This is a genomic window from Plantibacter elymi (nom. nud.), assembly GCF_900177795.1.
GTDB lineage: Bacteria > Actinomycetota > Actinomycetes > Actinomycetales > Microbacteriaceae > Plantibacter > Plantibacter elymi.
The window spans coordinates 206,812-218,977 of record NZ_FXWJ01000006.1 but is presented as its reverse complement, the minus strand read 5'-3'; the positions used below and the strand labels follow the sequence as shown (position 1 = coordinate 218,977).

Annotated in this window: 12 protein-coding genes and 1 tRNA gene; 7 read left to right on the top strand and 6 right to left on the bottom strand. The window is 70.6% G+C overall.

The genetic code is table 11. The annotated features are described in order from the left end of the window. The first annotated feature begins 155 nt into the window (after positions 1 to 155). The 3 genes from CCK91_RS19765 to CCK91_RS18630 all read left to right on the top strand — a co-directional run bounded on the left by CCK91_RS19765 (position 156) and on the right by CCK91_RS18630 (position 3,154). Positions 156 to 326 carry a hypothetical protein gene (locus tag CCK91_RS19765; RefSeq protein WP_153303529.1) on the top strand — a complete coding sequence of 57 codons (171 nt, stop codon included), beginning with the start codon at positions 156 to 158 and terminating at the stop codon, positions 324 to 326. A gap of 145 nt (positions 327 to 471) precedes the next feature. After that, a complete protein-coding gene (locus CCK91_RS18635) occupies positions 472 to 2,052 on the top strand; it encodes a cation:proton antiporter (RefSeq protein ID WP_064296856.1) in 1,581 nt (526 codons plus the stop codon). A gap of 73 nt (positions 2,053 to 2,125) precedes the next feature. Next, on the top strand, positions 2,126 to 3,154 hold the full coding sequence (locus CCK91_RS18630; RefSeq protein ID WP_086475303.1) for a YdcF family protein: 1,029 nt from the start codon (positions 2,126 to 2,128) through the stop codon (positions 3,152 to 3,154). Positions 3,155 to 3,248: 94 nt separating this feature from the next. Here CCK91_RS18630 and CCK91_RS18625 read toward each other — a convergent pair whose 3' ends face one another. Further along, positions 3,249 to 3,623 carry a hypothetical protein gene (locus tag CCK91_RS18625; protein ID WP_133060048.1) on the bottom strand — a complete coding sequence of 125 codons (375 nt, stop codon included), beginning with the start codon at positions 3,621 to 3,623 and terminating at the stop codon, positions 3,249 to 3,251. 126 nt (positions 3,624 to 3,749) lie between these two features. Between CCK91_RS18625 and CCK91_RS18620 the strand changes: the two genes are divergently transcribed. After that, positions 3,750 to 4,640 (top strand): metal-dependent hydrolase, encoded by an 891-nt coding sequence (locus tag CCK91_RS18620; RefSeq protein WP_086475301.1) that lies wholly within the window; start codon positions 3,750 to 3,752, stop codon positions 4,638 to 4,640. A 45-nt stretch (positions 4,641 to 4,685) separates the two neighbouring features. Here the strand turns inward: CCK91_RS18620 and CCK91_RS18615 are convergent, their stop codons facing one another. Continuing rightward, positions 4,686 to 5,195, bottom strand: coding sequence for a DUF4190 domain-containing protein (locus CCK91_RS18615; RefSeq protein WP_086475300.1), 510 nt, complete (start codon positions 5,193 to 5,195; stop codon positions 4,686 to 4,688). A 180-nt stretch (positions 5,196 to 5,375) separates the two neighbouring features. Between CCK91_RS18615 and CCK91_RS18610 the strand changes: the two genes are divergently transcribed. Further along, a complete protein-coding gene (locus tag CCK91_RS18610) occupies positions 5,376 to 7,613 on the top strand; it encodes a HelD family protein (protein WP_086475299.1) in 2,238 nt (745 codons plus the stop codon). Positions 7,614 to 7,715: 102 nt separating this feature from the next. Continuing rightward, positions 7,716 to 8,426 (top strand): endonuclease/exonuclease/phosphatase family protein, encoded by a 711-nt coding sequence (locus tag CCK91_RS18605; protein WP_086475298.1) that lies wholly within the window; start codon positions 7,716 to 7,718, stop codon positions 8,424 to 8,426. Positions 8,427 to 8,633: 207 nt separating this feature from the next. Here CCK91_RS18605 and CCK91_RS18600 read toward each other — a convergent pair whose 3' ends face one another. From CCK91_RS18600 to CCK91_RS18590, 3 genes are all read right to left on the bottom strand, one after another. After that, a complete protein-coding gene (locus tag CCK91_RS18600; protein ID WP_086475297.1) occupies positions 8,634 to 9,377 on the bottom strand; it encodes an RNase H family protein in 744 nt (247 codons plus the stop codon). A gap of 91 nt (positions 9,378 to 9,468) precedes the next feature. Continuing rightward, positions 9,469 to 10,437, bottom strand: a complete 969-nt coding sequence (locus CCK91_RS18595; protein WP_133060047.1) for a putative RNA methyltransferase — start codon at positions 10,435 to 10,437, stop codon at positions 9,469 to 9,471. Positions 10,438 to 10,543: 106 nt separating this feature from the next. Then, positions 10,544 to 11,446, bottom strand: coding sequence for a hypothetical protein (locus tag CCK91_RS18590; RefSeq protein WP_207568261.1), 903 nt, complete (start codon positions 11,444 to 11,446; stop codon positions 10,544 to 10,546). A 102-nt stretch (positions 11,447 to 11,548) separates the two neighbouring features. Here CCK91_RS18590 and CCK91_RS19510 point away from each other — a divergent pair, with 102 nt between their 5' ends. Next, positions 11,549 to 11,797: a DUF2795 domain-containing protein gene (locus CCK91_RS19510; RefSeq protein WP_133060046.1), complete on the top strand. Its 249-nt coding sequence runs from the start codon at positions 11,549 to 11,551 to the stop codon at positions 11,795 to 11,797. Between the two features lie 203 nt (positions 11,798 to 12,000). Here the strand turns inward: CCK91_RS19510 and CCK91_RS18585 are convergent. Then, a tRNA-Ser gene (locus CCK91_RS18585) sits at positions 12,001 to 12,089 on the bottom strand. Positions 12,090 to 12,166 lie beyond the last annotated feature (77 nt).

Here is a 12,166-nt window from a genome sequence, read left to right as displayed (position 1 = left end):
GGACGGCCCCAGCCGACCAGCGCAGCCGAATCTCGGCGCAGCTGCACTCCGGACGGTCTCGTCGCTCCATCCATGCGACCAACACCGATCGTCATCGCATTCCCCCTCTGGAACCGGCCCATCCATCATCCGCAACACCAGAATCGAGAATCACCATGTCCATCACCCAGACTCGGACCCCAGCGTCCTCCAACCGTTCCGCGGGCACCGCCGTCCACGGCCGCGGTCACTCCACCGAGAAGCTCACCTACCGCTTCGGTCTCCGCACCCGCGAGACCGGTGCGGAGCAGCGCGGCTCCAGCAGCGCGGCCAACCGCCGCGGCTGAGCCGCCTCACCGTTCCAACCGACGCTCCCGCACGGCTTGATCGTGCGGGGGCGCCGTGCGTCCGGAACCGGTGCCGATCACGGCCGGTCCGGAGTTCGGACGATCGTACGGACGACCACGGCCTCCCAGGTGGGAGAATCCCCACATGGATCCCGTCGCGCTCATCTCGTGGATCGTCGTGTTCGTCGTCGTCACCGTCATCGTGTCGGGCCTGTCCGGCCGAGCGGGCGTCTCCGCCCCGGTGGCGCTGGTACTCGTCGGCGGCGTCGCGTCGTTCATCCCCGCCGTTCCGACCGTCGAGATCGAACCCGACCTGATCCTCTACGGACTGTTGCCGCCGCTGCTCTTCGCGTCCGCGATCCGGATCTCCCTCATCGACATCCGTGCCCGTAACGACGGCATCATCCTGCTCTCGGTCGGTGCGGTCGCGTTCACCGTCGTGTCGGTCGGGTTCGCCAGCTGGCTCCTCATCCCGTCGATCACCCTCGCGGCGGCGTTCGCGTTCGCAGCGGTCATCGCGCCGACCGACGCCGTCGCCGTGAGCGCGATCGCCGGACGACTCGGGCTCCCCCGCCGCGTGCTGACGATCCTCGAGGGTGAGAGCCTGCTCAACGACGCCACCGCACTCGTGGCACTCAACGCCTCGATCCTCGCCATCACGAGCGTCGTCAACCCGGTCATGATCGCCGGAGAGTTCGTCATCGAGGTCGTCGCCGGTGTCGGCGTCGGTCTCGCGGTCGGCTGGGTGCTGTCCGAGGTCCGCCGACGCCTGCGTGCCCCAGTCCTCGACACCTGCCTCTCCCTCATCACCCCGTTCCTGGCGTTCCTCCTGGCGCAGGCGATCCACGGTTCGGGTGTGCTCGCGGTCGTCACCGCCGGGCTGCTGCTCGGCTACCGGGCGCCCATCGTGCAGTCGGCCGAGGCACGCATCGCCGAGTCGCTCAACTGGCGCACCATCCAGTTCCTCCTCGAGAACGCCGTCTTCCTGTTCATCGGGCTCAACCTGGCGGGCATTCTCGAGGGCGCGATCCAGACCGGTCCTGGGCTCTGGCCGACCGTGTTCATCAGCATCGGGGTCCTCGCGGCGCTGATCGTCTCGCGCTTCGTCTGGGAGATGACGGTCACGGCGATCTACCGGCTCGGGCCGAGACGACTCCGGGAGCGGAGCTGGTCGTGGGGCAACGGGATCGCCGTCTCCGCGGCCGGCGTCCGCGGCGTGGTGACCCTGGCGGCGGTGTTCCTGCTGCCCGAGGACACCCCGTCCCGCGAGTTCCTGCAGTTCCTGGCGTTCGTCGTCGTGGTCGGCACACTCCTCTCGGGGCTCGCGCTCCCCCGGATCATCCGTGCGCTGCACCTCCCGCCGCCGAACCACAGCCAGGAGCGCGTCGAGCAACTGATGCTCATGGCGGAGGTCCAGACGGCCGGCCTGGACCGCCTCGACGAGCTGACGACCGAGGCGGACGAGGAGCAGGTGCTCAACCGCCTGCGGACCAATGCGAGCTTCGTGGCCAACGCCCTCGAGCAGTACACGGGTGACGGCTCGGAGCTCCGCACGGTCGCGTTCGCCCGACTCCGCCGCCAGATGATCGCGGCGGAACGCGAGGCGCTCCTCTCTGCCCGTGCCGAGGGTCGCTACCAGGAGCCGGCGGTCGCCGCGGTCCTGGCAGCGATCGACGCCGAGGAGGCGACCCTCAAGGCGATGACGCCGAAGCCGCCGCGGTCATAGCACTCCGGATGCTCTGCCCGCACGCCCCATCCGAACGACCGGTGCGGGACGAACGGTCGGGCAGGATGAGGGCATGATCATGTTGTTCCCGGCCGCCGTCTTCGCGGTGCTCTACGTCGCGAGTCGACGCCGCGACGCCCGCCGCCTGCGCAACGGGGTCTTCCTGGTCTCCGCGATCGCCTGTGCGCTGGTGGCGCTCCTCTCGGAGGCGTCCCGCACGACGCCGTTCACCGTGCTCCTCGCCGCGTTCGGCACGGTCCTGCTGGTGGGCGTGCTCGGAGTCCTCCTCATCGGCAACGGCATCACGATGCTCCGGCTCGAAGGACGCAGCCTGGGCAACCTGCTCTCGCTGTTCGCCGGGGTCGCGATCCTGGTGCTGCCCGTGCTCGCCGTCCTGTTGGTCCTCGGGTCGCACCCGCAGTCCTTGCCCTCCTGGCTGACGATCGTCCTCGTCGCGCTGGGTCTCCTGCTCGGGTTCGCGTGCTTCTACGCGGCGGCGACCTTCACGGCATTCGGCGTGTACTCACTCGTCTACAGCCGCTACCGCCACACGCGGACGCCCGACGCCCTCATCGTCCTCGGTTCCGGGCTGATCCACGGCGAGGTCCCGCCGTTGCTGCGCAGTCGCCTGGACCTGGCGCTCCGCATCTACCGGGCCACGTCACCGGGGACGACGCGGCCGCTCCTGATCCCGTCCGGCGGTCAGGGGGACGACGAACCGCGCCCGGAGGGGACGGCGATGGCCGAGTACCTCATCGCGAACGGTGCGGCCGCGACGGACGTGCTCCCGGAGACCGCGTCCACGAACACGCGTGAGAACCTGTTGCTCTCCCGGGACCTCCAGCAGTCGGCCGGGCGGGACGGCGAGACGATCGTGGTGACGAACAACTACCACGTCCTCCGAGCGGCCCTCCTGGCACGTTCGATCGGGAGCGACGCCCAGGTCATCGGCTCACCGACAGCCGCCTACTACGTGCCGAGCGCGTTCCTCCGCGAGTACGTCGCCATCATGGTCGAGCACCGCCTGCTCAATGCACTGGCGATCGCGGGCGTCGCAGGCCTGATCGCCCTCGCCGTGGTCTGGTCGCTCCTACCGATCTGAGCCGCCGTCTCGCTCGAGCACGGCGACCGCGACGCGCGACGGGCCGTCGTCCGAATGGATCGGAGGACGGCCCGTCGGTCGTGTGGTGTCCGACTCAGTCGGGTGCGGTGTCGTAGACCTCGCGGGCGTCGTCGGTGGCCTCGGAGGCCGGCCCGGAGTCGGGCTGGTGGTCGGCCGAACCGTCTGCGTCGCCGCCCTCGCCCTCGGCCAGCGGTGCGTCGAGTTCGGTCGAGGGCTCCGGGGTCTCGACGGCCTCCTCGGTCGCCTGCTCCTCGTCGGGAGCCGCGTCCTCCGAGCCGGTGCCGTCGACGGTCTGACTCGACCCGTCCGAGCCCGGTCCGGCGGTCGTCTGCTCGGAGCTCACGAGCTCTGCGGTGTCGATGTCGGCACCCTCCCAGGCTTCCTGGTCCGCTCCGGCCGCACCGGTAGCGAGGTCGTCGCTTGAACGCTGGTCCTGCTGATCCGTCATGATGCACTCCTCTCCGCGGAACGCGTCGCGCTCCGTGTCCTCGGACTCTACGTCGTGATCCTCCACCGTTTCCCGGGGTTGACAGCCACCGACGGGCCTCCGGTCCGGTCGCGATAGCGTGGGGACATGAGCCTCCCCGTCACGGACACGCGCGTCACCTATCCCACCGGAGCCCTCGTCTCGACGGGCACGGTGCTGCACGTCGAACCCGTCGGCGACCACCTCGCCGTGGTGCTCGACGAGACGGCCTGCCACCCGGTCGACGCCGCGTGGCCCGACCAGCCAGCCGACACGGCGACCATCACCTTCGGTGCGGGCACGAGCGCCGTGGAGGTCGCCGTGACCGACTGCGTCGTCGCCGCGAGCGACGGCACCCGGCTGTACCTCGGTGCCGACATCCCCGTGAAGAAGGGCACCGAGGGGTGGGCCTTCCTCGTCGCCCACCTGGTCTCCACCGGAGCGGCCTCGAGCGCTGTCGAGGGCGCGACGGCACGCATCGAGGTGGAGGCCTCCACCCGACACGCGCTCTCCGCCGGACACACCGGGTGCCACCTCGCGTCCCTCGCCTTGAACGCCGCGCTCGCCGACGCCTGGCGCAAGGAGGTCGTCCCCGATGCCCTCGAGGCCCCGGATTTCGACGCGCTCGCCTGCGAGTCGTCGCGGATCGCTCCGAACGCGTCGACCGACCGCTACCGCATCGGCAAGTCGCTCCGGCGGAAGGGGTTCGACCCGGCCGCCCTCGACGACCTCGACGCGCTCGGGGCGCGGATACGGAACACCCTCGACGGCTGGTCGGACAGCGGCGCGTCCGTCCGGATCGATCGCGAGGGTGATCTGCTCACCGATCGGCGCAGCTGGCACTGCGAGCTGCCGGGCGGCCCGGCGGTCATCCCCTGCGGCGGCACCCACGTGGTGTCGCTGAGCGAGTTCTCGAGCATCGCCGTCTGGCTGGAACGCGAAGACGTCGACGGCGCCGTGGTGCTGTCGATGGTCAGCACGGTCGTCCCGGCCGGCTGACCGGCGGCTCAGCGGCAGGCCGGCGGCTCGGCGACAGACCGGCGGCTAAGCGGCGATGCCGGTGGAGGCAGCGCCGCCGACGCCGGCGAGTAGGCCACCGATGACGAACACCCACAGCAGCACGAGTGCCGCCCAGACGAGCAGGAACAGCCCGTTGAGCACGACGCCCGTAATGGCCATCGCGCGACCGGCGGGCTCGCGGCGGAGCCCCATGAGGCCGAGGACGAATCCGACGACCGGGAGCACGAAGGTGAACCCGAAGAACAGTGACACCAGGCCGATGACCATGCTGGAGATGCTGAGCCCCTTCGGCGGCGAGGCCGGGTACGGGTAGGGCGCCGGGTACACGGGCGCATACGGCTGAGCGTACGGCTGCATGCCGTACTGCGGCGGGTAGGGCTGCTGCGGGTACGGCGCCTGCTGGGAGTACGGCTGCACCCCGTACTGCTGCGGTTGGAGCTGCTGCTGCGGGTACGGCTGCGGCGGAACCGGCTGCTGCGGGTGCGCCTGCTGCGGCGCAAGGGGCTGCGGCTTCGATCCGTCCGGTGTGCTCATGTCCGCCAGCCTATCGATCCACTCGCGCTCGATGCCCGACCCGGCACCCCGACAGCACCCTCCAGCTCTCTGGGAGCTCAGGTGCAAGGGCGATGAGGGGCTCGGAAAGCGACTACCGTATTCGTGCGGTCCTCGCAGGGAACCCGGAACACGGACCGCGCCACACCCAGAAGGAGCACCGTGCAGAACGACGCGATCGCCGAGGAACAGGACCATCTCGATCGGCTGCACGACGTGATCCGCTCGCAGTCGGACCTCGAGGAACGACGCTCCGAACTCGCCCTCCGCGCCTTCGACGGCGACGACGACTCGAGCTTCTCGGAACGCGACGCCCTCGTCGCCCACCACCGCCAGCGGATGGTCGAGCTGCGTTCGTCCAGCTACGGTCTGCTCTTCGGTCTCTTGGAACGCGAGACCGACGAACGGCACCACATCGGACGCATCGGTCTGCGCGACCCGGAGAGCGGCGACCAGCTCCTGTTGGACTGGCGCGCACCGGCCTCGCGCCCGTTCTACACCGCGACGCCACTCCGCCCCGAAGGCCTCCGCCTCCGCCGCCGCATCGGCACGGCCGGTCGCCGCGTCACGGAAGTGCACGACGAGGTCCTCGACACGACCATGCTCAGCGACGACGAGCCGAGCGGCATCGGCGAGTCCGGTGCGCTGCTGGCGGCCCTCGGTCGCGCCCGGACCAAGCACATGGCGGACATCGTCGACACCATCCAGGCCGAGCAGGACGCGATCATCCGGGCACCCCTTCCCGGCACGCTCCTCGTCCAGGGCGGTCCGGGCACCGGGAAGACCGCCGTCGCGCTCCACCGCGCCGCGTACCTCCTGTACGAGCACCGCGAGCGGCTCATGCGCAGTGTCGTGCTCATCGTCGGGCCGAACTCGACCTTCCTCGACTACATCAGCCGCGTGCTGCCGTCGCTCGGCGAGACCGCCGTCGTCCTCGTCACACCGGCGACCCTCGTGCCCGGACTCGACGCACACGCGGAGGACTCGCTCGAGGCCGCCGAACTCAAGGGTCGGCTGCGGATGGCCGACGTCGTCGCCCGGGCCGTCCGCGAGCGCCAGGTGCCGATCGACGAGCCGGTCACGATCCGCATCGCCGGTGACGGCCCGCTCCGCGTCACGCCGGGCGTCCTGCGCCGGATCAAAGCCGGCATCGAGCGCTCGGGCACGCCGCACAACGAGGCGAAGCTGCGGTTCGACCGCGCCGTGCTGACGCACCTCATCGGGCTCGAGGCGAAGCGCGACGGCTTCGAGCCCCGCACGGGCGAGGACGCCGACGAGCGCCGACAGGAGCTGAGCGAGGAGCCCGAGGTCGAGGAGCTGCTCGACACGATGTGGCCGATCCTCGAGCCGGCCGAGATCATCGACCGCCTCTTCACCGACCCCGAGCTGCTGGCTCGCGTCGCGCCCGACCACACCGAAGAGGAGCGTCGCCTGCTGCTCCGCCAACCTGTCGTCGAGGCGGACGGCTCCGGCGAGATCGACTGGGCCGCCCGGCTCACGCCCGGCGACATCGCCCTCGTCGACGAGGCCGCCGAGCTCATCGGCGAGGACCAGCGCCCCGAGCTGGAACGGCAGCGCCGCGCCGCCTACGAGCGCCGTCACGACGTCGAGTACGCGCGCAGTGTGCTCGAGATGATCGGTGACATCAGCATCGACGACGAGGCCCAGGACGACGATTACCTCCGTTCCGCCCAGGACCTCGCCGACCGCCAGACCGTGGAAGACGACCGCAGCCCCGCGGAACGCGCCGCGAGCGACCGCACCTGGGTCTACGGGCACGTCATCATCGACGAGGCGCAGGAGCTCACCCCCATGCTGCTGCGGGCCGTCCTGCGACGCGGCCCCAACCGCTCGATGACGCTCGTCGGCGACATCAACCAGCAGAGCACCTCCGCCACCCGCTCCAGCTGGCAGGAGCTGCTCGGCCCCCAGCTCCCGCGCTGGACGGAGGAGCTGCTCACCGTCAACTACCGGACGCCCGAGCAGATCATGGCGCTCGCCGATCCCGTCCGGCTCGAACTCGACCCGGACTCCCCGGCGCCCGTGTCGATCCGTCGCGGCGAGGAGGAGCCCGTGCAGCTCACGGTCGAACCCGCCGCGCTGGCCCCGACGGCGGTCCGCGCCGCCGTCGACGCGATCACCGCACACGCCGGTATCGCGGGCGTCATCGCACCCCGCTCGCTCCTGGCGGAGATCGACGCCCTCCTCGCCGACGCCGGAGCCGATCGCGCGCGGGTGTGGACCGGCACCGCGCGTGAGAGCAAGGGCCTCGAGTTCGACAGCGTCGTCCTCGTGCAGCCCGACGCGCTGGGCGGGACAGGCCACGCGGCCCTGTCGCTCCGGTACGTCGCGCTCACCCGCGCCACCCAACGGCTCACGGTCGTCGACTCGTCGAGCTGACCGTCGGCATCCGGCGACGCACCGTCGTCCGGACCCCTCCAGAGCACCGGGCGACGGGAAGGACCGTAGGCTTGGGCTCTGCCAACAGAATGTGAGGCTGGGATGAAGGTCATCAGCTACAACCTCCGCAAGAACAAGGCCAGCGGCGAGCTCGTCGCACTCACCGAAGAGTTCGGCCCCGACGTCCTCGCGTTGCAGGAGGCCGACACTCTGCAGCTGCCCGCCGAACTCGGCGGCCTGCACCTCGCCGACAGCACCCACCGCAACCGGCTCGGCCTCGCGATCTACTACCGCCGCGACCGGTTCACCGCCGAGTCGACGCAGACGTTCGCGCTGAAGAAGTCGCTGCACGACATGGTGCTCGCGCCGGCGCACGAGCGCCTCATCGGCACCCGCCTCACCGACGTCGCGGCCGGGCGCGAACTCATCGTCGCCTCGTTCCACGCGGCCCCACTCACGGCGCTCAACTCACTGCGTCGGCACCAGATCAAGGCCGCGCACGAGCAGCTACACGCGATGGGCGACGTCCCGACGCTCATGGTCGGCGACTACAACTACCCGCTCTTCCAGAAGGGCCTCGGCACCAAGATGCAGGAGAGCGGCTACGACCTGAGCCTCAGCGACCGCAGCACCTACACCCGCTACAAGATGTTCCGGGGGCACTTCGACTTCGCGACGTCCGTGGGTCTCAAGATCGATCGCGTGCAGACGCTCCGCCGAGGCATCTCGGACCACCTGCCGATCCTCGTGGACGCGAGCTACGGTGCGGCCGTGCCGGTCGACGACGACGCACCGGAGTCCGCCGCCCGCTGACCCGGTCGCATGCCCCGCACCTGAGCCGGTCGGTCTCCGCCGCACCCTGCCCGCGGCTCCAACCGTGTCCTCAACCTGCTTCTTCTTTCCCTAACTCAGGACCACATCGGCGTGTCCCGGGGTCGTCGCCGTATATCGCTCCGACACGCCGAGGCATTCCTGAGTAAGGGACCGAGCCGTGGGCCCGACGCGGACCCGCGGGCTGGGTCAGATGAGGCCGCGGAGGAACTCCTGGACACTCGTCCCGGCCTCGCGGGCGCGGCGGACCAGGCGTTCGTGCTCGTCGGTCGTGAGGTCGAGCGTGAGCTGGTGCCACGTCGGCTCGACGTCGAGCGAGAACAGCGCGCCGTCGTCCTCCGCGTCGAACACGGGGGCGGTGCGTTCCTCCTCCACCTCGAGGTTCGCGAACAGCTCCGGCTCGGTCGTCTCGGGAGCGTCTTCAGCGTCGGCATCAGCCTCGGGGGTCGACGGGTTCTCCGCAGCTCCGGCGCCGGTCCAACCGGGTCCCTCCGGCACCGGCGTCTTGCGCTGGTAGGCCTCGGCGGCGGTGCGGGCACGGATGTCGGCGGCCTCGTTGAGTCGATGACCGACGTGCCCCTTCACCCACTCGAACCGATACCGTCGACCGGCGATGGCGGCGTCGATCTCCTGCATGAGCTCGAGGTTCATGACGGGCTTGCCGTCGCCCTTCTTCCAGCCCTTCTTCTTCCAGCCCGGCATCCACTTCGTGATCGAGTCGATGACGTACTTGCTGTCGCAGAGGATGTGGAGGTCCTCGTCGAGGTGCTCGGTGGCGCGGAACAGTTCGAGGACGGCGCGCAGCTCGCCCATGTTGTTCGTGCCGTGCGGCCATCCCCCGGCTGCCCAGCAATCGTCGTCGACATACCAGGCCCAGCCGGCGGGTCCGGGGTTGCCGAGGGCGGAGCCGTCTGCGGCAGCGGTGATCGTCATGAGCGCCTTTCGATGAGTGCCCTCCATCGTATCGACGCACCACCGACGCCCTGACGCCGGTCCCGCGGTGCCGGTGTCGGGCCGGCCGACGTCAGGCGGGCGTGAAGACGCTGAGGGTGACGGCGACCGTGACCGTCGTGTATCCGGGCAGGTCGGCGATCGCCTGCTCGAAGACGTCGTCGTCGAGGTGGTGGGAGCTCGGCCCCATGCGGACCTCGTCGCGCACCTCTTCCGGCATCAACTGGACGGCGTAGTCGAGCGTGTCGCGGGAGCGGAGCTCGAACCCGTCGAGCTGTGCGTCGAGTCGGGCGTCCTTGCGCTCGGCGATCCCGATCATGCCGAGCCGGTCGCGCAGCTCGGCCAGGTGACCGGGTTGCGGTGTCACGACGGTGAGCAGGCCGTCCGGGCGGAGCACCCGACGCATCTCGGGACCGTTGCGTGGGCCGAAGATGCTCAGCAGGTGGTCGACCGAGGCGGTCCGGAGCGGGAAGGGTGCCCAGGCGTCGGCCGTGGCGGCTGCCGCTCGTCCGTGCGCACGCGCTGCGCGACGTGCTGCGAGCGGCGACAGGTCGAACCCGAACCCGCGCCAGGCCGGCCGAGCGTCGAGGATCCGGCCGAGGTAATAGCCGGTCCCGCCGGCGATGTCCACGACGAGTGGGGCGCTGTCGTCGTCGACCGAGCCGTCCGGGAGGAAGCGCGCGAGCGGCAGGGTCGTGGCGACGTGGTCCGCGATCGGCTCGTAGTGCTCGGCCTCGAGGAACGCAGCGCGGGCAGCGACCATCTCCTGCGTGTCGCCGGTCTTCGGCGTCCGACCACCGACGACGAGCGAGGCGTACCCCTGCCGGGCGATGTCGAAGCTGTGACCGGCGGGGCAGCGGAGTACGCGGTCGCCGAGCTCGAGGGTCGCGGTGCAGATCGTGCACGCGAGATCGGGGGCGACGAGGCTCAGCCGATCGTGCTGCGGGACGTCGGCGAGGATCGGCATGCCTTCGAAACGCTCCGCTTCCAGCTGCTGTGTCCGTCGCCGTCGCGATGCTTCCGGTTGTCGCACTTCACCCACACGGTGAGTCTAGGCGCGCGCCGCATGGTGCGTGCGCCGGAACGTTCGAGCGACGATCGGTCGCGGCGGGTCTTCGGCACCGCGGTGACTCGATCAGCTCGGCGACTCAGTCCTCGAGCGCGCTCCGAAGACGCTCGACGTCCTCGTGTGCTGCGTCGCTCGCACGCTGTGCGCGGTCAGCTTCCCGCTGGCGTCGGGCCCACTCGCGATCGGCGCCGGCGATGTCCGCGTCGAGCTCCTCGAGCCGCCGTGCGAGGTCCTCGCGGTCACGCTGCAGTCCCGATCGCCGGACCGCCGACTCGTCCAGGAAGGCGGTCGCCTCCTCACTCGCGCTGGACGCCGCCTCCTCGTCGCGCTCGGCCGCTTCCAGCCGGGCCCGAAGGCGTCGGCGTCGGTCGTCGTCATCGTCGGAATGGTCGCCGTCTCCGTCGACCTGCGTCGCCGCGGACCCGTCGCTGGTGGAGCGCCCACCGGGGGAACCTGGCCCGCCGACGACCCCACCCCACCCCGCTCCGCTCGAGGTCGGGGCGTCGGTCAGCCGCCCGGACGACACCTGCGCGGCGAGCTCGGCGTCGGCACTCGCCGCCTGCAGACTCTGGCGGACGGTCTCGATCACCGCTCCGGAGAGGGACGCCCCCTCTGCTGCGGCGGCCTCGACGGTGGCGGTGACGAGCGTCGCGATTAGCGAGCGACGTTCGGCACCCAGCGTGCGGAGCGCGGCGGCGTCCCCCGAGCGCTGAGCGTCGCCGAGCGCGGAGCCGAGCTGTTCCAGTTCGCCGAGCAGATCAGGGCGATGCGCCGTCAACACGTTGAGCGCCCAGGCGGCGACCGACGGTTTGCGGAGCGCGAGGATCGCCGTCGCCAGGTCGTCGTCCCCGTCGTCGCGCGCTGCGACGGCCAGGCGTTTGCGCTCGGTCACGAATCCGCTCAGCGGGACACGGAACAGCTCGATGGCGGCGGACGCGAGGCCCGTCGGGGCCGGCGTTCCGGTGTCGCGGTCGTCGGGCACGGTGCCGCTCCCTCGCATCATTTCACGTCAGGCTAGCGCCCTCTTGCGCCAGAACGGAGTCCGACTGTCGCCTTTTCGGGGGTCGATACCGACAATGTGGACATGGATGCCAGACCTTACCCCGACACGGTGGAGCCGCCTGAAACAGCGGCCTGCACCGATTTGAAGTCCCTCCTCAGGACCGTGGACTTCCCGATCTCGCGCCGCGAACTGCAGTCGATCGCCGTCCGTTCCGGACTCGACCGTGGGACGCTCGCCGCGCTCAACACGCTCACCGAAGAGCACTACGCCGGCTCGTTCGGCATCCTCCGCGAACTCCGGCACCACGGCGAGCTCCGTCGCTCCGCCTGACCACCCCGCCCGGCACCTGGCGGTCTTCCCAGCGCGGTGCGCTGACGTGAGCGCGGGTCACGAACGCGGGCGCGGGTTTCCGGAGGGGCGCGCTCACGCGTGCGGGACGCGGTGACGCCAGCGCACCGCGCTGGCGATTCCGACAGACATCGCGCAACGCAGAAACCCCCGCCGAGGCGAGGGTTTCGAGCTGAGATCCAGTGCGGAGACGGCGGGATTTGAACCCGCGGTCCCCTTACGGGGACTCCACCTTAGCAGGGTGGTGCACTAGGCCGAACTATGCGACGTCTCCATGTGCGCTCGCAAGCGGACGCACGACGACCAGCATAACCGGAGATGGGCGTGGTGACGAATCCCGGGGCCCGAGAC